The following is a 20,483-nucleotide window of genomic DNA, read 5'->3' on the forward strand; positions in this document are numbered from 1 at the left end:
GCCATGTCCGATGCCGTTCTGACCCGTCATGCCTTCCTCACGCTGTCAGGAATCTCCAAGCGGTACGCCGGCGTGCGCGCGCTCGAAGGCGTCGATTTCGCCTGCGAGCGCGGCAAGATCCATGCGGTGCTGGGCGAGAACGGCGCCGGCAAGTCGACGCTGATCAAGATCATCTCGGGTGTGGTGCAGCCCGATTCCGGCAGCATGCGGCTTGCCGGCCAGGACGTCAGCTTTGCGACGCCCTCCGCCGCCAATGCCGCCGGCGTCGTCTGCATCTTCCAGGAGCTGTCGCTGATGCCCGACCTCTCGGTCGCGGACAACATCTCGATCTCCTCGCCGCCGCGCCGCTTCGGCCTGATCGACGCGCGGGCGCAGCGCCGCCGTGCCGAACAGCTGCTGGCCGAGATCGGCTGCGAGGACGTCAATCCCCTGATGCGCGTGCGCGACCTGCCGCTGTCGCGCCGGCAGGTGGTGGAGATCGCCAAGGCGCTCGGCAAGAAGCCGCAGCTCCTGATCCTGGATGAGGCCACCTCGGCCCTCACCAGCGCCGACGTCGAGAAGGTGTACGCCATGCTGGCGCGGCTCAAGGCCGAGGGCGTTGCCATTCTCTACATCTCGCACCGCATGCACGAGGTCGAGGCGCTGGCCGACCGCGCCTCCGTGTTCCGCAACGGCCGCCATATCGAGACCTTCGACAAGGGCAAGCGTTCGACCGCTGATATCGTTCAGCTCATGATCGGACGCGATATCGCGACCCAATATCCGCCGAAGCCGCCGCGCGGATCGCCGCCGCCGGTGCTTGATATCGAGAATTTGAGCTGGGACCGGCGCCTCGATCGCATCTCGCTCCGCGTCGGCGCCGGCGAGATCGTCGGGCTCGGCGGGCTCGATGGCCAGGGCCAGAAATCCCTGCTGCTGGCGCTGTTCGGCGTGCTGCGCGGCGTCACCGGGCAGATCATCGTCGAAGGCCGCGAGGTGCGGCCGGGGTCTCCGGCGGCGGCGAAGTCGGTCGGCATCGCGCTGGTACCGGAGGATCGCAAGACCGAGGGCCTGATGCTGCCGATGTCGATCGCGGACAATCTGGTGATCGCCTCGCTCGATGCGATCTCGACCGGCCCTCTGGTCGACCGCGCGCGCGAGAGCGACATGATCAAGCGCGCCATCGCGCGGCTGCAGATCAAGATCGGCGCGCCGGGCGATGCGGTCTCGACGCTGTCCGGCGGCAACCAGCAGAAGGTCGTTCTCGCCAAATGGCTGATGACCGAGCCAAAGCTCATCCTGCTCAACGATCCCACGCGCGGCATCGACGTCGGCACCAAGCAGGAGCTTTACCGGCTGATGCGCGAGCTCGCCGACCAGGGCGCCGCCATCCTGTTCTACTCGACCGACTATGACGAACTCATCGGCTGCTGCGACCGGGTGGCGATCATGTATGACGGGCGCATCGTGCGCGAGCTCGAAGGTGACGAGCTCACCGAGACCAACATTATCGCAAGCGCGCTGAATATCGGCGCGGCGACGCCGGACGCTGCCGGAGCCACCCATGCTTGACGATATCGCCATCCGGGTGCGCCAGAACATCGGCATCGTCACCGCCGTCCTGTTGTTCACCATCCTATATCTGCTCTACAATCTTGCGCACCCCAAGGGCTTCTCGTCGGCGGTTCTGGTGCAGAACGGCGACGAGATCTTTGCGCTCGCCATGCTGGCGATGGCCCAGACCGTGCCGGTGTTGGCGTCGGGGCTGGATCTCTCCGTGGGCGCCGTCATGACCATGGTGGGGTGTTTTGCGAGCTACCTGCTCACGGGGGCGGCGGGCGGCACGCCGCTGCATCTCGACATTTTCGGCCTGCATCTCGGCCTCGGCACCTTTCCCGGCGGGGTGAGCGGCATCCTGCTCGGGATCGTCGTGTGCCTTGCGATCGGCGCGCTGGCCGGCTTCATCAACGGCTGCATCGTCGTCTATGGACGCATCCAGCCGATCATCGCGACGCTTGCGACCGGCGCTGTTTATATCGGCATCGCGCTGTTCCTGCGGCCGACGCCGGGCGGCAAGATCGACGAGGATCTCAACTGGGCGCTGACCAACTCGCTCGGCGATTTCGCCGCGACGGTCCATATTTTTGGCGATGGTGCAGCGGCCTGGTTTGCGCCGATCGCCTGGATCCCGGTGCCGTTCGTGCTGCTGATCCTGATTGCGCTCCTGGTCTGGGTGCCGTTCCGCCGCTCCGTGCTCGGCCGCGCCGTCTATGCGGTCGGCTCGGCCGAGGGCGCCGCCTACATGTCCGGCCTGCCGATCGACCGCGCCAAGATCGCGGCCTTCACGCTCGCCGGCTTCTTTGCCGGCTGCGGCGGGCTGTTCCTCGCCATCCAGACCTCATCCGGCAATGCCGACATCCCGCAGGCGGGTGCCTATACGCTCAACTCGATCGCCTCCGTCGTCATCGGCGGCACCTCGCTGTTAGGGGGCACCGGCAGCGCCATCGGCTCGATCTTCGGCGCCATGGTGCTGCGCGTCATCTCGTTCTTCTTCCGCATCTTCGACATCGCGCCGCTGTTGCAGCCGCTGTTCGAGGGCCTGATCCTGCTGGGGGCGGTCTGCATCGGCGCGCTCGGCGTGTTGCGTGTCAAGAATACGCTGGAGCTGTTTCGATGACGACCGCGTCCCTCGGACTCTCCCGCGACGACCGCCCGATCCTGATCGCGGCGCTGTTCATCCTCGTCATCCTGGTCGCCGGCACGGTCTATACCTTTGCCCGTTTCGGCAGCGCGCCGTTGTTGTCGCCGACCTATTTGCTGCAGCAGCTCCAGATCGGCGCCTTCCTCGGCATTGTCGCCGCCGGCATGATGATGGTGATCCTGATCGCGCAGATCGACCTGTCGGTGCCGTGGACGCTCGCCGCGGCCGCGATGATGGCAACATCGATCGGCGGGCCGCTCGCCATTCCGGTCGGGCTCGGCGTCGGCCTCGTGGTCGGTCTCATCAACGGCATCGGGGTCGCTTACTTGCGCGTGCCCTCGATGATCTTCACCCTCGGCGTCAACGCGGTGATGCGCGGCCTGATGGTCGCGCATACCGGCGGCTACGCTCCGCAGACCGCTGCGACCGACCTGATGCGGATGCTGGCCGGCGACCGCACGCTCGGCATTCCCAATGCCCTGTTCGTCTGGGCCGCAGTATCTGTGATCGTCACGATTATCCTCCAGCGCACGGCGCTCGGACGCTACGTCTACGCCATCGGCAACAAGGAGGCGGCCGCGTATCTCGCCGGCGTCGACACCCGACGCGTCACCGTGATCTGCTTCGTCCTTTGCGGCCTTGCCGCCGCGCTCGCCGGTGTTCTGCTGGCCGGCTACTCCACGAAGGCCTATCAGGGCATGGGCGATGCCTATCTGCTGCCCTCGATCGCGGCGGTGGTGATCGGGGGCACCAACATCCTCGGCGGCCGCGGCCGCTATCTCGGCACGCTGATCGGCGTCGTGCTGATCGTGCTGCTCAACAGCGTGCTCTCGATCATGGACATGCCCGAGGCCGGCCGCCAGGTGATCTACGGCCTCGTCATCATCTTCATGCTGCTGGTCTACGGCCGCGGCGAGCGTGTCACGAGCTAGGGCTAGGATCAGCAGCGCGAAGCCGTAGAGCCCGATCGAGCAAGCTGAACGACGGTGTAGATCGCCGCCAACCGCGCTCTGGTCCTGATCAAGCCACTTTCCAGATGCAACTGGGGCTGCCAAATCGCGCCATGCGCCTTTAGAGGCGCCGTCGCCAGTCAAGCGCCGTTGCATAGCTGGAGTGCCAACGTTGAAAATCGCCGGAATCCTCGTGTCTCTGATTGTGAGTGCAAATTCGTTCTTGATGTCGTCGGCAGGTTTGGCGCAGTCCCGGCCGGACGATGAGATGTTCGATCCAGCTAAAGTCATTGACGGAACGCAGATTTCGCTAGAGGTCTGCAAAGAGATGGAGGCGCGTCAAACCGCTATCTGGGTCAGTGCCGAGAGCAACGGATATTGCCTGCGGTACTTCGCTGCAGGATTGAAGGCAGACGGACAAAATCCATTGGCTGTAGTCTGGATGCCGGGTGACGTGATGGGCGGGCCCAAAGGCGTACGCCACCAAGCAGGGCTCGGCGTCGCAGCGATGATCGAACAGTCGCAAGGGCAGTTCGGACGATACGGTGTGCCGTTCATTTTCCTGGGGAGGCCAGGTACGTATGGAAGTGCAGGAAAGCACTACGACATCAGGCACACGCCACTCGAGGCGAAGCTGATGGCCTCCGCAATCGATACCCTGAAGTCACGCTATCGCATCGGTCGCTGGGTGCTTGGAGGGCACAGCGGAGGCGGGACGCTTGCGGCAGAGTTCCTTGCTCAGCGCAATGATCTTGATTGCGTTGTTCTTTCTTCTCCGGCTGCGGCGTACCGTGCACGATTGAAGGCCAGGGGATGGGTCAGCCGTCTGAAGACGGAGATATTTTTCGATCCTTATGACGCCTTGGATCAGATACCGGATCAACCTGCGCGCAGGATATTCCTGATCTCCGATCCGCGTGATTCCAACATCCCGTTTTCAACGCAGCAACTGTATTTCAGCGGGCTGAAGTCGCATGGACATGCCGCCTGGCTTGTCCCACTCATGAAGGCCCGGGGCCCGACATATCATAGCCTCGTCGATTTTGGCCAAGCGGCGGAAGGAATGTGTGCGACTGGCGTGGCAACTGATGTCATGCTGCAAACCTTGCGTGCGATGCCAATGCAGACAGATCGCATTTCAAACTAACCTGACAGTGCGTGCTCGAATAGCATCGTTTGTGCTCAAAGTTGCCTCATCATTTCCTGATCGATCAGAGAAACGGTGACGCCAGGGCCGGCGTTTCGACCAGCGCGTGAGCGGCATATTCGAGCGCGCCCCTGATCTGCGTTCGCGTTGACGGGCCGCCGATGCATATTCTCACGGCCTCGGGCGGTGGATCGCCCACGACGAAGGCGTCGCTTGCGACCACGCCGATGCCGGTCTGCCGCATATGCTCCACGAAAGCCGAGCGCCTCCAGGGCGTCGGCAGCTCGACCCAGAGGTTGAAGCTGAGGGGATCGCCGCGATAGGACCCCTTGGGCAGGATCTCGGCGGCGAGCTTCTGCCGTGCCGACGTCTCGGCGCGGATGAACCGCAACATCGTGTCCGCGGTGCCGTCTTCGATCCAGCGCGTCGCGATCGCCACGGTCAGGGGAGATGCCATCACGGTCGCTGACCGCAGCGCCGAGGCGAACGGCCAGGCCGAGCGCGTGTCGGGCACGACGACATAGGCGGCGCGCAAGCCCGCTCCGATGCACTTGGCCAGTCCCGCGACGTGCCAGGTCAGATCGGGCGCGATCGCGGCGAACGGCGCGTGGCCATGGCCGTGCTCGGGAATGAAGCCATAGGCGTCGTCCTCGATAACAGGCAGCTTGAAGCGGCGGGCGATCGCGACGATCTCGCGCCGTCGCGAATCCGGAATTGTCAGCGTCGTCGGATTCTGCAGCGTCGGATTGAGGTAGATCGCCCTCGGCTTCAGCTTCTTGCAGGCATCGGTCAACGCCTGCGGCTCGACGCCATCCTGATCCATCGGCAGGCCGACGAGGGTGATGCCGAGCTGCGCGGCGATCGACCTGATCCCGGGATAGGTGATCGCCTCGCACAGCACCACCTCGCCTGCCTTTGCCAGGATCGAGAGGATGCCGAGCAGCGCGGGATGGGCCCCCGGCGAGACGAAAATGCGGTTCTGTGCCGGCACCAGCGCGCGGCGGCCGAGCCAGCTCGAGGCGGCATCCTTGTCGGCCTGCGTGCCGCCAAATCCCTGGTAGCGCAGCAGCGATGCGATGTCGCGCAGCACATGTTCAGCGCCGGCCTGCATGCGCTCGATCAATTCAGGATCGTCAGGCTCGGGCGGCAGGTTCATCGAGAGGTCGACGGGGCGGGGCGGAAAGCTTGTCGCCGAACGCCGCGGCCTCGGCTTGTCGCGAACGAAGGTTCCCTGTCCGACCCTGGATTCAATCAGCCCGCGCTTCTGCGCCTCGACATAGCCGCGCGCGACGGTGGTGAAATCGACGTCGAGGCGCTTGGCCAGTTTCCGCTGTGGCGGCAGGCGGTCGCCGATCACCAGCCGTCCGGCCGCGATGTCGTCGGCAATCGCGTCGGCGATGGCGAGATAGCGCGGCTTGTCGCTGTTCGAGAGATCGGGGCGCCAGTCGGCCATTGCTCGGTTCCGGTCAATTACGTCAGTAGAATTGACTGTATATTGTTGCGAGCGTCCAGGCAATTGTATTGCGCGTTTTGATCACCCTGGCGAGGCGTTCCGGCTGCGCGTGTTGCACATAGATCGAGCGCGCTGCCCAGTATTTTTAAGGCAGTATTTTTCGATCATCACGCGAGCACCATCAAATCCAGTCAGGTCTCCATTCAACATTGAATGGATAAGTGAATGCATATTGTATGGTTTGATGATTTGTAGTGCAGAACGCTGCTTGGCACATTGATTGCAAAACCTGATCTCGATCCGGGAGGGCCGGACGTGAACAGGAGGTGTCTATGCCAGCAGTGAACATGCCCGCACGTCAGAAGGGCGACTTTCTTGTCGACTACGAAGAGAAGGTTTTCGAGGACGTCAAAGCAAAGTCGGGTGAGAAGGCGCTGGTCACCTTCCACACCGTCGCGTTCGAAGGCTCGATCGGCCTCGTCAATATTCTCCAGGCGCTGCGCCTGAAGCGGAAGGGCTTTGAGACCTCGGTTCTGCTTTACGGTCCCGGTGTCACGCTCGGCATTCAGCGCGGCTTTCCCAAGATCGGCGACGAGGCCTTCCCCGGCGCGCAGAACTTCAACAACCAGCTCGCGAAATTCATGGACGAAGGCGGCAAGGTCTATGCCTGCCGGTTCGCGCTGCAGGCGCTCTACGGCCATGGCGAGCCGTCGCTGATTCCGGGCATCCGGCCGATCAACCCGCTCGATGTGCTCGACCTCATCCTGCTTCACCGCAGGGACGACGCGTTCATGCTCCACACCTGGACCGTCTGACCTCGGTCGGCCCACGCGACGGACGAGGGAGGATACAGTGACAGCGAAACGCACGGTCAGGGCTGGCGCGATTCAAATCGCGCCGGATCTGGACACGCCGACCGGAACGGTCGACCGGATCCTGGCGGCCATCGCGGAGGCGGCGGGCAAGGGCGTCCAGTTCGCCGTTTTTCCGGAGACGTTCGTTCCATGGTACCCGTATTTCTCCTTTGTCCGTCCGCCGGTCCTCAGCGGCGCCGAGCACATCCAGCTCTATGACAACGCCGTCGTCGTGCCTGGTCCGGTGGCGGATGCCGTTGCGCAGGCGGCCAAGCGCCACGGCATGGTGGTGGTGCTCGGGGTCAACGAGCGCGATCACGGCTCGCTTTACAATACTCAACTCGTGTTCGACGCGAACGGCGCGCTTCTGCTCAAGCGCCGCAAGATCACGCCGACGTTTCACGAGCGCATGATCTGGGGGCAGGGCGATGGCGCCGGCCTGAAGGTGGTCGAGACCGCGGTCGGCCGTGTCGGCGCGCTGGCCTGCTGGGAGCATTACAATCCGCTCGCCCGCTACGCGCTGATGGCCCAGCATGAAGAGATTCACGCGGCCCAGTTTCCGGGCTCGCTGGTGGGGCAGGTCTTCGCCGACCAGATCGAGGTGACGATCCGGCATCATGCGCTGGAAAGCGGATGCTTCGTCGTCAACGCCACCGGCTGGCTGACCGAGGAGCAGATCGCCAAAATCTCGCCGGAGGAGGGCCTGCGCAAGGGCCTGCGCGGCGGCTGCATGACCGCGATCGTCTCTCCTGAAGGCAATCACCTGGTGCCGCCGCTGACCAGCGGCGAGGGCATCCTTGTCGCCGATCTCGATCTCGCTTTGATCACCAAGCGCAAGCGGATGATGGACTCGGTCGGCCACTACGCCCGGCCCGAGCTGCTGTCGCTGGTGCTGAACGACGCGCCTGCGCGTCCGATGCACGCACTTCACCCGAACCGCCTCGCACCCATTCCGAAAGACCAATCAGATGAGACCGCAGATGCCGCAGCCCAAGGCGATTCCGATGGCGATGCCGACCGAGCAGCTGATCAACGAATTGCAGTCCTTCGGGGTCCGGCTCGCTGATCCCAAGACCGGGGGAACCAGCCGCCGCGGCGGCGCCGGGCCGTCGGATCACACGCCGTTCACGATCGACGGCGCCACCGTGATGATCCCGGTCCACAACGCGCCGGCCTTCGAGAGCCCCTATCTGGTCGAGCGCCCGGACGCGGCTGGGCGCAGCCGCATCTCGCGCGACGGCGTGGTGCTGGCCGACGTCTCGTTTCCGCTGCGGCCGAAATTTTACGACCGCACCACCGAAGACGGCATTCCCTATTGGAAGATCGCGACGCTGCACGGGCGCGACGTGCTCGCCACTACCGTGCTGCAGACCTGCATTCGCTACCAGAGCCGCACCAAGACCTGCCAGTTTTGCGCCATCGGCCAGTCGCTCGCGGCCGGACGCACGGTCGAGCGCAAGACGCCGGCGCAGCTCGCCGAAGTCGCCAAGGTCGCCGTCGAGCTCGACGGCGTCAGGCACATGGTGATGACGACGGGCACACCGCACACGTCCGATCGCGGTGCCGGCATCCTTGCCGAGAGTGCAGAGGCCGTCAAAGCCGCCGTCGACCTGCCGATCCAGGCACAGTGCGAGCCGCCGGACGATTTTGCCTGGTTCGAGCGCATGAAGAGTTCCGGCGTCGACGCGCTCGGCATGCATCTGGAGGTGATCGGGCCCGCCGTGCGGCAAAAGATCATGCCGGGCAAGGCGCAGGTCCAGGTCGCGCAATACATGGACGCGTTTGCCGCGGCCGTTCCGGTGTTCGGCCGCGGTCAGGTCTCGACTTACATCCTCGCGGGACTTGGCGACGAGCCGTCCGAAATCCTCGCGCTGTCGCGCCGGCTGATCGATCTCGGCGTCTATCCCTTCGTCGTGCCGTTCGTGTCGATCGCCGGCACGCCGCTGGAGAGTCATCCGACGCCGTCGGCGGCATTCATGCATGACATCCTGCGTCCGCTCGCCGAGATGCTGCGCGCCGGCGGTCTGCGCGCCACCGACATCAAGGCAGGCTGCGGCAAATGCGGCGCCTGCTCGGCCCTGTCCACTTACGAACGCGGAGCAAGCGCATGATGTTCGAGCCGTTCAAGCCGTTCGTCGCGCCGGAATTCCAGGTGAAGTTCGCAACCGAAGCCTGGGAGCGCAACGCGGCCGCAGTCTTGCGGCGCAAGGTGTTCTGCGACGAGCAGGGCGTGTTTGCGGGCGATGATCGCGACGCGATCGACCTTTCGGCCATTCCGCTCGTGGCCGTGTCGCTGCTTGGCGTTGCCGAGGACGAGGTCGTCGGCACCGTGCGCATTCACGCCGATGAGCACGAGGCGGATGTGTGGTGGGGCTCCCGCCTTGCTGTTGCGAAGAGCTACCGGCGTCTCAGCGCAGTCGGTGCCGGCCTGATCCGGCTTGCGGTCTCCTCCGCGCATGCGCGCGGTTGCCGGCGCTTTCTTGCCAATGTGCAAAGCCAGAACGCGCTGCTGTTCCAGCACATGCATTGGCATTCCCTGGGCGAGTTCGAGCTCCATGGCCGGCCGCACCATCGCATGGAGGCCGACCTCGATCACTACCCGCCGTTTCGCACGCCTGAAACCGGCTTCCTGTCACTGGCAAAGCTGGCGGCCTGATCATGCTGACGGGCGCCGCGCTCACTGGCCTCGCCGAAACACTCCGCAAAAGCCGCGGCATCGCCGCCAAGGCTGACATCGCGGCCGTTGCCGCTGCGCTCGACCTGTCGGGCAGCGACGCCATTGCGGTGGGGGACGATTGCGCAGCGATCCCGGAGGGTGACGGCTACACCCTGTTCGCCATCGAAGGTTTCATGAACGAATTCGTCGCTGCCGATCCCTGGTTCGCCGGCTGGTGCGGCGCCATGGTCAACATCTCCGATGTTGCCGCGATGGGTGGACGGCCGACGGCCATCGTCAATGCGATCTGGTCCAATGGCGCGGACAAGGCCGCGCCCATTCTCGACGGATTGAAGGCTGCGGCGAAGGCATTCGGCGTGCCTGTCATCGGCGGCCATACCAATGTGCGCAGCAGCCAGAGCCAGTTCGCCGTCGCGATCCTCGGTCGCGCCAGACGGCTTCTCACCAGCTTCGACGCCAGGCCCGGCGACAAGCTCATCGCGGCGATCGATCTGCGCGGCCGTTACCGCGAGCCGTTCGCGAACTGGGAGGCAGCGACCGACGCGCCGGCGGAGCGCTTGCGGGGCGATCTGGAGATCCTGCCGTCCATTGCCGAGGCGGGGCTCGCGCTTGCCGCCAAGGACATCAGCCAGGGCGGCATCGTTGGGACCGCGGCGATGCTGGCCGAGTGTTCGCAGGTCGCCATCACCCTGGACGTCGAGGCGATTCCGATTCCTGCGAGCGCGCCGCTCGAGCGCTGGCTGCTGACGTTTCCGAGCTTCGGCTATCTGTTGTCAGCCAGGCCCGGAGACGTCGACGAGATCCTGTCGCGCTTCCAGCGGCGCGGCATTGCGGCCGCCGCGATCGGAGAAGTCGCCGCCGGGACATCAGTCGATATCAGCGCCGGTTCCGCTCGGGCAACGGTCTGGGATTTTGCGGCGCAGCCGCTGATCGGCTGTGCGCCAAGGCAGGGCCATCAGCAGCGGAGCGTGGCATGAGCGACGACTTGCCCCGGCTTCGTATCGCGATCCTCGCGCACTCCACCAATCCAAGAGGTGGCGTGGTGCATGCGCTCGCGCTGGCGGACGCCCTTGCCGACCTCGGACATAGGCCGGTCGCGCATGCGCCGGACCCAACAGGCAGAGGCTTCTTCCGCCGCAGCGTCGCCGCGACGCGCTCGGTGCCTGCATCATCAGTCTCGGGCGACGTCGTCGCGATGGTCGAGGCGCGTATCGCCGACTATGTCAAATATTTTGAGGATCCAGCGCATCGTCAGTTCGACGTCTTCCACGCCCAGGACGGCATCTCCGGCAATGCGCTCGCGACGTTGAAACAGCGCGGCCTGATCCAGCGCTATGTCCGCACCGTTCATCACATCGATGCATTCGCCGACGAGCGGCTCGGCGAGCTCGACCGTCGCTCGATCGTCCACGCCGATGGCCTGTTCGTCGTCAGCCGGTTCTGGCAGGCGCAGCTGGAGGCGGAGATGTCACGCGCGGCGACGCTGGTCGGCAATGGTGTCGACACGGCGCGCTATTCGCCCACTGTTGCTCCTGGCGACCAGGTGTTGCGTGCACGGCTCAGCCTTCGCGCAGGCCCGATCCTGCTTTCCATCGGCGGCGTCGAGCAGCGCAAGAATACGCTCGGCATTTTTGAGGCGTTCCGCCAGGTGCACGCCGTGCATCGGTCCGCGCAGCTCGTCATCGCCGGCGGGGCTTCTCTGCTGGATCATGGCGCGTATCGAGAGCAGTTCAATTCGCGGCTGCGCGATGCGGGGTTGCCTGTTGATACCGTCATCGAAACCGGTCCGCTGGCGGATGCCGAGATGCCATCGCTGTTTCGTCTGGCCGATGTGCTGCTGTTCCCGTCGTTGCGCGAAGGCTTTGGCCTGGCCGTGCTGGAGGCGATGGCGAGCAACGTGCCCGCGGTGGTCTCGCATCTCGCGCCGTTCACGGAATATCTCGGCGCGGACGATGTTGCCTGGTGCGATCCGCATCATCCCGGCTCGATCGCGGATGCCGCCCTGAGCGCGCTCACTGAGCCGCTGCGCTCGCGCCTGATTGCGAATGGCGCCAGGGTCGCCCGGCTTCATGACTGGCGCCGCACCGCCAAGGCACACATGACGACCTATCAGGACATGCGCGAGGTGCATTATGCCTGAGATGCACTTCCACGTGCGCTGGCCCGATGAGCGGATCGAGGCCTGCTATTCGCCCTCCCTCGTCATCAAGGACCACTTCGTCGTCGGCACGACCTATGCGCTCGACGATTTCCGCGAGCGCAGCCGCATCGCGCTGACGATCGCGGCCGAGCGCGTCCGCGAGAAGTACGGCTTTCTCTGCTCGCGCGCCCTCGGTCAGCTCGCCCGGATCGAAGCGGCGGCCGCGCAGTTCGAGGCCACGCCTGGCGCCTCCGTCACCATCGTCTCGTTTGAAGACTAGCAGGAGCTGATCATGTCCGACCTTCACACCCATTATCCGGTCGTCGTGATCGGCGGCGGCCAGGCTGGCCTTGCGATGAGCGCGCAGCTCAAGGCGCGCGGCATCGCGCATATTGTGCTGGAGAAAAACACCATCGCGCATTCCTGGAAGACGCAGCGGTGGGACGCGTTCTGCCTGGTGACGCCGAACTGGCAATGCAAGCTGCCGGGATTTCCGTATGCCGGCAGCGATCCGCACGGCTTCATGCTGCGCGACGAGATCGTCAGATACATCGAGGATTTCGCCAGGCACATCGATGCGCCAGTCCGCGAGGGCGTCGCCGTGACGCGTCTGTGGCGATCCGGTCGCGGCTTCATGCTCGAGACCACCGCAGGCGAGATCGCCGCCGACAATGTCGTGCTCGCCGTCAGCGGATATCACGTTCCAAAAGTGCTGCCGTTTGCCGACCGGCTCGATGCCTCGATCATGCAGATCCACTCCTCTGCCTACCGCAATCCGGATCAGCTGCCGCCGGGCGAGATCCTCGTGGTGGGAAGCGGGCAATCGGGCTGCCAGATCGCGGAGGATCTGCACCTGGCGGGCCGCAAGGTGCATCTCGCCGTCGGCAGCGCGCCGCGGTGCCCGCGTTTCTATCGCGGCCGCGATGCCGTCGACTGGCTCGACGATCTCGGCCAGTACGACCTGCCGGTCGACAAGCATTCGCTGAAGGAGGGGGTCCGCAAGAACGCCAACCATTACCTGACCGGACGGGACGGCGGCCGCGACATCGATCTGCGCAAATTCGCGCTCGAGGGCATGAAGCTCTACGGTCGCCTCAAGGACGGTCGTGGAACGCGCCTGCAGCTTGGCGATGATCTCCAGGTCAATCTCGACAATGCCGACAAAGTCTACAACGGCATCTGCCGGATGATCGACGAGCACATCGCTAGGAACAGGATCGCCGCGCCCGAGACGCCTCACTACGAGCCCGTGTGGACCCCCGCCGCGGTGCCCACGGAGCTCGATCTCGCAGCGAGCGGCATCACGAGCATCATCTGGACGACCGGCTTCCGCTCCGACTGGTCCTGGGTCGACCTGCCGATGTTCGACGGCACCGGTTATCCAACCCACAAGCGGGGCGTCACGTCGGTCGACGGCGCCTATGTGATCGGCCTGCCCTGGCTCTACACCTGGGGCTCCGGCCGGTTCGTCGGCATCGGGCGTGATGCAGAGTTTGTGGCAGACCACATCGAGGCCCGATCGAGTGCGTCGCACGCTGGCACGTATCAGGCAGCCCCACGCGAGCAATATGCAGCGAGAGAAGCGGTGTAGCCTCGCACGCCCTACACCGCCGCCCGCGTGTTGAGATAGATCGAATACAGCGAGGTCTGTCCGCAGATATAGAGGCGGTTGCGGCGCGGGCCGCCGAAGCAGACATTGGCGACGATCTCGCCGATCGGGACCGTGCCGATGTGGGTGCCGTCAGGCGCGTAGCAGAACACGCTGCGGCCCGCCGAGGTCCAGATGTTGCCATGGATGTCGACACGGAAACCGTCATAGAGCCCGTCCGGGCAGGTCGCGAACAGCGAGGCTTCTCCGACCGTCTGCCCCTTGACCTCGTAGGACCAGATCGTCGGCGGCAGCCCGCGCACATGCGTCGCGCCGGTGTCGGCGACGTAGAGCCGCGTCTCGTCCGGCGAGAAGGCGAGGCCATTCGGCTGCACCCGGTCGGACACGACGCGTGTGATGGCCTTGGTGTTGGCATCGATTCGATAGACGTTGGAGGCGCCGATCTCGGACGGGCTTTGCTGGCCCTCATAGTCGCTGTCGATACCGTAGGTCGGGTCGGAGAACCAGATCGAATGGTCCGACTTGACCACGACATCGTTCGGCGAATTCAGCCGTCGGCCCTCGAACGCGTCGGCCAGCACGGTGATCGAGCCGTCATGCTCGGTCCTGCTAACGCGCCGCATGAAATGCTCGCAGCTCACCAGCCGGCCCTGGCGATCGGTGGTGTTGCCGTTGGAATTGAAGCTCGGCGCGCGGAACACCGACACCGATCCGTCGGTCTCGTCAAAGCGCATCATCCGGTTGTTCGGGATGTCGGACCAGATCAGGTAGCGCCCGGCCGGAAAATAGGCGGGGCCTTCGGCCCAGCGGCAGCCGGTGAAGAGCTTTTCGAGATTGACATGGCCGATGACCAGCTTCTCGAAGCGAGGGTCGTGAACGACATAGGGGAGCATGCGTCCTCCGCGATAAGCCGCAGATTCTTAAGGTGGCCTGCGTGCGATCGTTAGTTTGATCGACCCTGACGATTTTGCAAGCGTGGTTCGCTTCAAGGGTCGAAAACGAAATGCCCGGGAGGGCCCGGGCATCGCGCATGTGATCTGGCGTTTAGGCCTGTTACTGCGACAGCTTCACGAAGTTCGGAAACTTCAGCTTGCCTTCCGCGATCTTCTCCGGCCAGACCACGACCTGCTTCTCGTCCTGCCACTGGAAGACCAAGCCGGTCACCGCGCCCGGGCCGGACTTGATGCCGTGGGTGAATTCGTCATCCTTGCCGTAGAACTGAATCTTGCCGATCGTGCCTTCGTAATCGGTCTTCTCGAGTTCGGCGACCATCTTGTCCGGGTCGGTCGATCCCGCGCGCTTGATTGCGTCGGTGATGATGTAGACCTCGTCATAGGCGGTGTAGCCGGTATAGGCCGGCGGCGCGCCGAACTTGGCCTTGAACGCGGCCGCGAACGGCTTGGTCTTCGAGGTCACGGCGACGTCGGGCGTCGCGACCGCAAGCGAGGGCACGCCGTCGGCTGCGCCGTTGGTGTCCTTCCAGAAGGTCGGGCTCAGCGCCTGCGCGCTGATGCCGAACATCGGTACCGGCACCTGCTGGTTCTTCCACTGCACCGTCGGCTGCACGCCGACATGGGAGATGCCTGTCACGATCACATCGGGCTTCTTGCCTTCGATGTTGTTGAAGATCGGTGTGAAGTCGGTGGTGTCAGGCGAGAAGCGCACATGCTCGACGACCTTCAGCCCGGCCTTGGGCAGGCAGGCCTCGTAGCCGACGTCGAGCGGCTTGGTCCAGGCGGCGTCCTCGCTCATGATCGCGACGGTCTTGAACTTGAGCTTGTCGACCAGCAGGTCCTTGGCGGCATCGCAGACGAGCTGGGCCTGCGCGGCTGACGTCAGGTAGCCGTGGAAGGTGTACTTGTTCTTCTCGTAGTCGTTATGGATCGCCTTGGTGATCTCGTTCGAGGCGGCGCCTGGCGTGATCAGCGGCATCTTCAGCCGCGCGGCCCAGGGCTCCAGCGCCAGCACGACCTCGGAGATGTAGCTCGCGATCACGGCCGAGACCTTGTCCTCGCTCACCGCGCGCTGGAACGCGCGCACCGAGTCGGCCGAGGAGCTCTTGTTGTCATAGGTGACGATCTCGACCTTGCGGCCGAGAATGCCGCCCCTCGCGTTGATCTCGTCGGCAGCGATCTGCGCGCCGCCGGGTGTCGCCGCGCCTGCGATCGCCTGCACCTCGGCGATGACGCCGATCTTGATCGGGTCGTTCGACTGCGCGTAGGCGGGAGCTGCGAGGCATAGCGCCAGAGCGGAGCTGAGGAAGGCGGCACCCAAAACCGTCGATGATCGCATGGTCGTTTCCCTTTCGTTGTTTTCTTTGTTGATACGCGCGACTTAGAGAAAATCGGCACCGGCTTCCGCGGCGAAGCGGCCGGGATCGCCCTCCCAGACGATCCTGGCGTGCTCCAGCACATAGACGCGGTCGGCATGGGGCAGCGCGAAGGTCACGTTCTGCTCGCCGAGCAGCACGGTGATCGATGTGGTCTGCCGCAACTTCTCCAGCGCCTTGGAGAGCAGCTCGAGGATGACGGGCGCAAGGCCGAGTGTCGGCTCGTCCAGGATCAGGATTTGCGGCTGCATCATCAGCGCGCGGCCGATTGCCAGCATCTGCTGCTCGCCGCCTGACAGCGTTTGCGCCATTTGCCCCTGGCGCTCCTTCAGGATCGGAAACAGCTCGAACAGCCAGGCGAGCTGCTTCGCCCTTGCTTCGTCGTCCAGGTGCTGGCCGCCGAGATCGAGATTTTCCCGCACGGTCATCTCGCCGAACAGCTCGCGGGACTCAGGGCATTGTACGAGGCCGCTGCGCGCGATCCTGGCGGGGCTGGTGCCGCGCAGCTTCTCGCCGCCGCGGACGATCTCGCCGGTGTAGGGCAGGAAGCCGGAGATGGTGTTGAACAGCGTGGTCTTGCCGGCGCCGTTGAGGCCGACGATGGAGACGAACTCGCCTTCGTGGATGTGGATGGAGACATTCTCCAGCGCCTGCGCTTTGCCGTAATGGACGCTGACATTCTCGACCTGGAGCAGCGGCACCTTGTCCTTGAAGCTCGTCTCGGGCCGCGCATGGGTCTCAATGGCGCCGCCGAGATAGACCCGCCGCACCGTCTCGTTCCGCATGACGTCGTCGGCCCTGCCGGTGACGATCTCCTCGCCGAGATACATCGCCAGCACGCGGTCGACGAGGGCCGCGACGCTCTTGACGTTGTGGTCGACCAGCATCACCGCGCGGCCGTCATCGCGGAAGCTGCGGATCAGGTCGGAGAACACGTCCACCTCGGCGCGGGTGAGACCGGCGAAGGGCTCGTCGACCAGCACCACTTTTGGGTCGCGCGCGATCGCTTTCGCAAGCTCGAGCCGGCGCAGATCGGCGAAGGGCAGCGTCGGCGGGCGGCGGTTCATCACGGAGCCCAAGCCGACACGGTCGGCGATCCATTTGGCGCGCTCGACCAGCGCCTTGTCCGGAAACAGCATGAACAGGCTGTCCGGCAGCAGCGCCACCATGATGTTCTCCAGCACCGTCTGCCGGTTCAGCGGCCGCGAGTGCTGGAACACCATGCCAAAGCCTTTGCGCGCGATCTTGTGTGCGGGCAGGCCGGCGACATTCTCGCCTTCGAACACGACGTCGCCTGCGGTCGGGCGCTCGATGCCCATCACGCTCTTCATCGCGGTCGACTTGCCCGAGCCGTTCGGCCCGATCAGGCCAAAGATCTCGCCGCTGTTGACGTCGAAGTTGAGGTTCTTCACCGCGGTCAGGCCGCCAAAGCGTTTGGTGAGGCCGCGGACTTCGAGCACGGGCCGGTTGGAAAGCCTCTGATCCATTACGAGCGAGCCTCGCGCGAGAGGGCCGCTCCTAGGAAGCCGCCGGGGAAGAACAGGACGACGAGCAGCGCCACCGCCGAGACGATGAAGGTCGCAAGCTCGCCCGTCGGGCGCAGAAACTCGCCGGCGACGATCAGGAAGATCGCGCCCAGCGCCGCGCCGAGCACGGTGCGCCTTCCGCCGAGGACGGCCGAGACGATGACGTTGACGCCGACCGCGACGTCGACGACGGTGCCGACCGAGGCGGTGCCGAAGTAGAACACCAGCAGCGCGCCCGACAGCCCCGAGAAGAACGCGCTGACGATGAAGGCGGCGAGCTTGTGCTTGACGATGTTGAAGCCGAGCGCGCCGGCCTGCACCGGATCCTGGCCGCTCGCTTGCAGCACGAGACCGACAGGGGATTGCGATAGGCCGTAGAGGATCGCCGCCGAGATCGTCATGAAGCCGAGCGCGATCCAGTAATTGGCGCCGGCATTGATGGTGATGACGTCAGGGATGGTGAGGCCGATTTCGCCGCCGGTAAGGTCGGCGAACACGACGACGAAGTTTTGCAGCATCAGCACCGCTACCAGCGTGGTCAGGCCGAAATACGGTCCGCGCACGCGCAGCGCCGGCAGCGCCAGCACGAGGCCCGCGATGACCGAGGCAAGCGCGCCGAGCACGATGCAGAGATAGACCGACCAGCCAAACTGGGCATTGAGGATGCCAGCCGTGTAGGCGCCGACGCCGATCAGGAAGGTCGGGCCGAAATTGACCTCGCCCGCAAAGCCGAACAGCAGATCCCATGCCATCGCGAATACGCCGAAATAGAACGCGACCGTGAGCAGCCCGAGCACGTAGCCGGAGACGTAGAGCGGCAGCGTCGCCGCGATGATGACGAGCGCCAGCGAGACGAAGAACAGGCGCGAGGTCAAGAAGCCGGCCATCTCAGCGCCTCCCCAGCAGGCCCTGGGGCCGGATGTACATCACGAACACGAGCAGCAGCAGCGCCGGAATGGTGCGATAGGCCGGCGAGACCAGATAGGCCGTGAGCGTTTCGAGATAGCCGACCACGAAGGCCGCGATCAGCGAGCCGGAGACGCTGCCGAGGCCGCCGAGCACCACGATCGAGAACGCGCTCGCGGTCAACGGTCCGACGCTGTAGGAGCTGACGCCGAGGAACATGCCGAGCAGCACGCCGGCGATGCCGGCGAGGATGCCGTAGATCGCCCACACCACGATATAGATGTTGGTGAGCTCGAGCCCGAGCAGGGTGACGCCGCGCGGGTTCATCGAGGCCGCCAGCACCGCCTTGCCGGTGCGGGTGCGGTTCACCAGGAGCCACAACAGAGCGATGACGAGGCAGCACACGATCGCGGTGAAGATCTCGTTCGTGGGCGTACGGACGCCGAGGATATCGACCACGCCTTCGACGATCGGCAGCACGGTCTTGGCGTTGTTGGTGAAGAAATAGGCGATCAGCTCCTGGATCATGATGCCCCAGAGCAGGGTGCCGGTGAGGACGAAAATCTCCTTTTCCTCATTCGGGATGCGCCGGGAATCCTGGATCGGCTTCACGACGGCGAAGTAGGTGAGGAAAGCGGTGAGGAGGGCGACGCCGACGCCAATAAGTGCGCCGGCATAGGTGCCGACGCCCAGAATGCTCGCGGCAGCCCATGCCGCCACCGCAGCCGCCACCATGATGGCGCCGTGGGAGAGGTTGAGCACGCCGGAGACGCCGAAGATCAGTGTGAAGCCGGTGGCGCCGAGAGCGTAGAGAGCGCTGATGGCAAAGCCATCGATCAGAATCTGGAAAGCTCGCATTGAAGATTGGCAATCCGGTCTATGGGCTGGCAGTCAGGCTGCGGCGTTGAGGAAAGGTGCAGCGCCGCAAGTGGAAGCTCCCGGGCGATGGCCCCGGGAGCTGTTCCGATCAGTTGCTGAGCTTGATGAAGCTCGGGAACTTGATGTCGACCTTGGCGACCTCCTTGGGCCAGACCGCGCTCTGCTTGCCGTCCTGCCATTGCAGCATCAGCCCGGTGATCAGGCCCCTGCCGTACTTGATCGAGTGCGTGAACGGATCGTCCTTGCCATAGAACTGGACGCGGCCGATCGTGCCTTCCCAGTCGGTCTTCTCCAGCGCATCGACCAGCTTGTCGGCATCAGTCGAGCCCGCGCGCTTCACCGCATCCGCGATGTAATAGACCTCGTCATAGGCGGTGTAGCCGGCATAGGACGGGTAGTTGCCGTACTTCTTCTTGAAGTTTTCCGCGAACGGCACCGACTTCGGCGTCACGGCGACGCCGGGCCCGGAGACGCCTTGATAGAGCACGCCTTCGGCGGCCTGATTGGTGTCCTTGCCGAAGGTTTCGTTGGTCGCCTGCGAGGAGATGCCGAACATCGGGATCGGCACCTGCTGGTTCTTCCACTGCACCGTCGGCTGCACGCCGACATGGGAGATGCCGGTGATGATCACGTCGGGCTTGGCGCCCTCGATCTTGTTGAAGATCGGGGTGAAGTCGGTGGTATCAGGCGAGAAGCGGATGTGGTCGAGCACCTTCAGTCCGACCTTGGGCAGGCACTCCTCGTACCCGACGTCGAGCGGCTTGGTCCAGGCGGCGTCCTCGCTCATGATGACCGCCGTCTTCATGTGCATCTTGTCGACGAGCAGGTCCTTGGCACCGTCGCACACAGAAAGCGCCAGTGCCGCCGAGGTCAGGTAGCCGTGGAACGTGTACTTGTTCTTCTCGTAATCGGCGTGGACGCTCTTGCTGATCTCGTTGGAGGCAGCACCCGGCGTCACGAACGGCGTCTTCAGCCGCGAGGCCCAGGGCTCCAGCGCCAGCACCACTTCGCTGATATAGCTGGCGATGACGACGTTGACCTTGTCCTCGTTCACCGCGCGCTGGAACGCGCGCACCGAATCTGCCGAGGAGGAGTGATTGTCGTAGCCGATGATCTCGATCTTGCGGCCATCGACGCCGCCGCCGGCGTTGATCTCGTCGGCGGCGAGCTGCGCCGCCTGCGGGATCGATGCGCCGGCAATGGCCTGCGCCTCCGCGATCACGCCGATCTTGATCGGATCGGCTGCAAAGGCCGCATTTGAGGCCGCTAACACGACGCCCGCGGCGGCGGCACCAAACGCACATCGCAATGCACCAGAGAGTGCTTTATTCAT

Annotated in this window: 19 protein-coding genes; 12 read left to right on the plus strand and 7 right to left on the minus strand. The window is 64.7% G+C overall.

Going from position 1 to position 20,483, the window contains the following annotated elements; translation table 11 throughout:
- Positions 1–3 precede the first annotated feature (3 nt).
- From ACNJX9_RS12265 to ACNJX9_RS12280, 4 genes are all read left to right on the plus strand, one after another.
- A complete protein-coding gene (locus ACNJX9_RS12265; protein ID WP_439408996.1) occupies positions 4–1,551 on the plus strand; it encodes a sugar ABC transporter ATP-binding protein in 1,548 nt (515 codons plus the stop codon).
- On the plus strand, positions 1,544–2,656 hold the full coding sequence (locus ACNJX9_RS12270) for an ABC transporter permease (RefSeq protein WP_439408998.1): 1,113 nt from the start codon (positions 1,544–1,546) through the stop codon (positions 2,654–2,656). The genes ACNJX9_RS12265 and ACNJX9_RS12270 overlap by 8 nt, the downstream gene beginning before the upstream one ends.
- Positions 2,653–3,612 carry an ABC transporter permease gene (locus ACNJX9_RS12275; RefSeq protein ID WP_057750517.1) on the plus strand — a complete coding sequence of 320 codons (960 nt, stop codon included), beginning with the start codon at positions 2,653–2,655 and terminating at the stop codon, positions 3,610–3,612. The genes ACNJX9_RS12270 and ACNJX9_RS12275 overlap by 4 nt, the downstream gene beginning before the upstream one ends.
- A 190-nt stretch (positions 3,613–3,802) precedes the next feature.
- Positions 3,803–4,777, plus strand: coding sequence for an alpha/beta hydrolase family protein (locus ACNJX9_RS12280; protein ID WP_439409001.1), 975 nt, complete (start codon positions 3,803–3,805; stop codon positions 4,775–4,777).
- Between the two features lie 64 nt (positions 4,778–4,841).
- On the opposite strand, the gene ACNJX9_RS12285 is transcribed toward ACNJX9_RS12280, so the two are convergent.
- Entirely contained in the window at positions 4,842–6,230 is a 1,389-nt protein-coding gene (locus tag ACNJX9_RS12285; protein WP_439409003.1) for a PLP-dependent aminotransferase family protein, read from the minus strand.
- A 332-nt stretch (positions 6,231–6,562) separates the two neighbouring features.
- Between ACNJX9_RS12285 and ACNJX9_RS12290 the strand changes: the two genes are divergently transcribed.
- The 8 genes from ACNJX9_RS12290 to ACNJX9_RS12325 are packed head-to-tail and all read left to right on the plus strand — an operon-like array spanning position 6,563 to position 13,492.
- The gene (locus tag ACNJX9_RS12290; RefSeq protein ID WP_057750501.1) at positions 6,563–7,045 is read left to right on the plus strand and encodes an MSMEG_0572/Sll0783 family nitrogen starvation response protein; all 483 of its coding nucleotides are present in this window, start codon (positions 6,563–6,565) and stop codon (positions 7,043–7,045) included.
- A 37-nt stretch (positions 7,046–7,082) separates the two neighbouring features.
- Positions 7,083–8,150 (plus strand): Nit6803 family nitrilase, encoded by a 1,068-nt coding sequence (locus tag ACNJX9_RS12295; RefSeq protein WP_057750497.1) that lies wholly within the window; start codon positions 7,083–7,085, stop codon positions 8,148–8,150.
- Entirely contained in the window at positions 8,065–9,195 is a 1,131-nt protein-coding gene (locus ACNJX9_RS12300) for an MSMEG_0568 family radical SAM protein (RefSeq protein WP_439409005.1), read from the plus strand. The genes ACNJX9_RS12295 and ACNJX9_RS12300 overlap by 86 nt, the downstream gene beginning before the upstream one ends.
- Positions 9,192–9,740, plus strand: coding sequence for an MSMEG_0567/Sll0786 family nitrogen starvation N-acetyltransferase (locus ACNJX9_RS12305; protein WP_057750493.1), 549 nt, complete (start codon positions 9,192–9,194; stop codon positions 9,738–9,740). The genes ACNJX9_RS12300 and ACNJX9_RS12305 overlap by 4 nt, the downstream gene beginning before the upstream one ends.
- 2 nt (positions 9,741–9,742) lie before the next feature.
- Complete coding sequence (locus ACNJX9_RS12310; RefSeq protein WP_439409007.1) at positions 9,743–10,738, plus strand: sll0787 family AIR synthase-like protein; 996 nt, start codon at positions 9,743–9,745, stop codon at positions 10,736–10,738.
- Positions 10,735–11,901 carry an MSMEG_0565 family glycosyltransferase gene (locus ACNJX9_RS12315; protein WP_439409009.1) on the plus strand — a complete coding sequence of 389 codons (1,167 nt, stop codon included), beginning with the start codon at positions 10,735–10,737 and terminating at the stop codon, positions 11,899–11,901. Before ACNJX9_RS12310 ends, ACNJX9_RS12315 begins: the two co-directional genes overlap by 4 nt.
- Positions 11,894–12,181, plus strand: coding sequence for an MSMEG_0570 family nitrogen starvation response protein (locus ACNJX9_RS12320; protein ID WP_439409011.1), 288 nt, complete (start codon positions 11,894–11,896; stop codon positions 12,179–12,181). The genes ACNJX9_RS12315 and ACNJX9_RS12320 overlap by 8 nt, the downstream gene beginning before the upstream one ends.
- Positions 12,182–12,193: 12 nt before the next feature.
- Complete coding sequence (locus tag ACNJX9_RS12325; protein WP_439409013.1) at positions 12,194–13,492, plus strand: MSMEG_0569 family flavin-dependent oxidoreductase; 1,299 nt, start codon at positions 12,194–12,196, stop codon at positions 13,490–13,492.
- Positions 13,493–13,503: 11 nt separating this feature from the next.
- Here ACNJX9_RS12325 and ACNJX9_RS12330 read toward each other — a convergent pair whose 3' ends face one another.
- From ACNJX9_RS12330 to ACNJX9_RS12355, 6 genes are all read right to left on the minus strand, one after another.
- Positions 13,504–14,403 carry an SMP-30/gluconolactonase/LRE family protein gene (locus tag ACNJX9_RS12330; protein ID WP_439409015.1) on the minus strand — a complete coding sequence of 300 codons (900 nt, stop codon included), beginning with the start codon at positions 14,401–14,403 and terminating at the stop codon, positions 13,504–13,506.
- 160 nt (positions 14,404–14,563) lie between these two features.
- A complete protein-coding gene (locus ACNJX9_RS12335; protein ID WP_439409017.1) occupies positions 14,564–15,802 on the minus strand; it encodes an ABC transporter substrate-binding protein in 1,239 nt (412 codons plus the stop codon).
- A 42-nt stretch (positions 15,803–15,844) separates the two neighbouring features.
- Entirely contained in the window at positions 15,845–17,326 is a 1,482-nt protein-coding gene (locus ACNJX9_RS12340) for an ATP-binding cassette domain-containing protein (RefSeq protein WP_057750471.1), read from the minus strand.
- On the minus strand, positions 17,326–18,252 hold the full coding sequence (locus tag ACNJX9_RS12345; RefSeq protein ID WP_057750466.1) for a branched-chain amino acid ABC transporter permease: 927 nt from the start codon (positions 18,250–18,252) through the stop codon (positions 17,326–17,328). The genes ACNJX9_RS12340 and ACNJX9_RS12345 overlap by 1 nt, the downstream gene beginning before the upstream one ends.
- Before the next feature lies 1 nt (position 18,253).
- Positions 18,254–19,129, minus strand: coding sequence for a branched-chain amino acid ABC transporter permease (locus ACNJX9_RS12350; RefSeq protein ID WP_057750463.1), 876 nt, complete (start codon positions 19,127–19,129; stop codon positions 18,254–18,256).
- 109 nt (positions 19,130–19,238) lie between these two features.
- Positions 19,239–20,483, minus strand: coding sequence for an ABC transporter substrate-binding protein (locus ACNJX9_RS12355; RefSeq protein WP_057750459.1), 1,245 nt, complete (start codon positions 20,481–20,483; stop codon positions 19,239–19,241).

Source organism: Bradyrhizobium sp. BLXBL-03, from assembly GCF_051853015.1.
In the GTDB taxonomy this organism is placed as follows: domain Bacteria; phylum Pseudomonadota; class Alphaproteobacteria; order Rhizobiales; family Xanthobacteraceae; genus Bradyrhizobium; species Bradyrhizobium manausense.

Bases quoted from the DNA above. Each gene is read 5' to 3' on its own strand.
- ACNJX9_RS12350 (WP_057750463.1), bottom strand. From the start codon at position 19,129: ATGCGAGCTTTCCAGATTCTGATCGATGGCTTTGCCATCAGCGCTCTC.
- ACNJX9_RS12315 (WP_439409009.1), top strand. From the start codon at position 10,735: ATGAGCGACGACTTGCCCCGGCTTCGTATCGCGATCCTCGCGCACTCC.
- ACNJX9_RS12335 (WP_439409017.1), bottom strand. From the start codon at position 15,802: ATGCGATCATCGACGGTTTTGGGTGCCGCCTTCCTCAGCTCCGCTCTG.
- ACNJX9_RS12265 (WP_439408996.1), top strand. From the start codon at position 4: ATGTCCGATGCCGTTCTGACCCGTCATGCCTTCCTCACGCTGTCAGGA.
- ACNJX9_RS12320 (WP_439409011.1), top strand. From the start codon at position 11,894: ATGCCTGAGATGCACTTCCACGTGCGCTGGCCCGATGAGCGGATCGAG.
- ACNJX9_RS12300 (WP_439409005.1), top strand. From the start codon at position 8,065: ATGCCGCAGCCCAAGGCGATTCCGATGGCGATGCCGACCGAGCAGCTG.
- ACNJX9_RS12290 (WP_057750501.1), top strand. From the start codon at position 6,563: ATGCCAGCAGTGAACATGCCCGCACGTCAGAAGGGCGACTTTCTTGTC.
- ACNJX9_RS12275 (WP_057750517.1), top strand. From the start codon at position 2,653: ATGACGACCGCGTCCCTCGGACTCTCCCGCGACGACCGCCCGATCCTG.
- ACNJX9_RS12345 (WP_057750466.1), bottom strand. From the start codon at position 18,252: ATGGCCGGCTTCTTGACCTCGCGCCTGTTCTTCGTCTCGCTGGCGCTC.
- ACNJX9_RS12270 (WP_439408998.1), top strand. From the start codon at position 1,544: ATGCTTGACGATATCGCCATCCGGGTGCGCCAGAACATCGGCATCGTC.
- ACNJX9_RS12340 (WP_057750471.1), bottom strand. From the start codon at position 17,326: ATGGATCAGAGGCTTTCCAACCGGCCCGTGCTCGAAGTCCGCGGCCTC.
- ACNJX9_RS12305 (WP_057750493.1), top strand. From the start codon at position 9,192: ATGATGTTCGAGCCGTTCAAGCCGTTCGTCGCGCCGGAATTCCAGGTG.
- ACNJX9_RS12330 (WP_439409015.1), bottom strand. From the start codon at position 14,403: ATGCTCCCCTATGTCGTTCACGACCCTCGCTTCGAGAAGCTGGTCATC.
- ACNJX9_RS12355 (WP_057750459.1), bottom strand. From the start codon at position 20,483: ATGAATAAAGCACTCTCTGGTGCATTGCGATGTGCGTTTGGTGCCGCC.
- ACNJX9_RS12325 (WP_439409013.1), top strand. From the start codon at position 12,194: ATGTCCGACCTTCACACCCATTATCCGGTCGTCGTGATCGGCGGCGGC.
- ACNJX9_RS12285 (WP_439409003.1), bottom strand. From the start codon at position 6,230: ATGGCCGACTGGCGCCCCGATCTCTCGAACAGCGACAAGCCGCGCTAT.
- ACNJX9_RS12310 (WP_439409007.1), top strand. From the start codon at position 9,743: ATGCTGACGGGCGCCGCGCTCACTGGCCTCGCCGAAACACTCCGCAAA.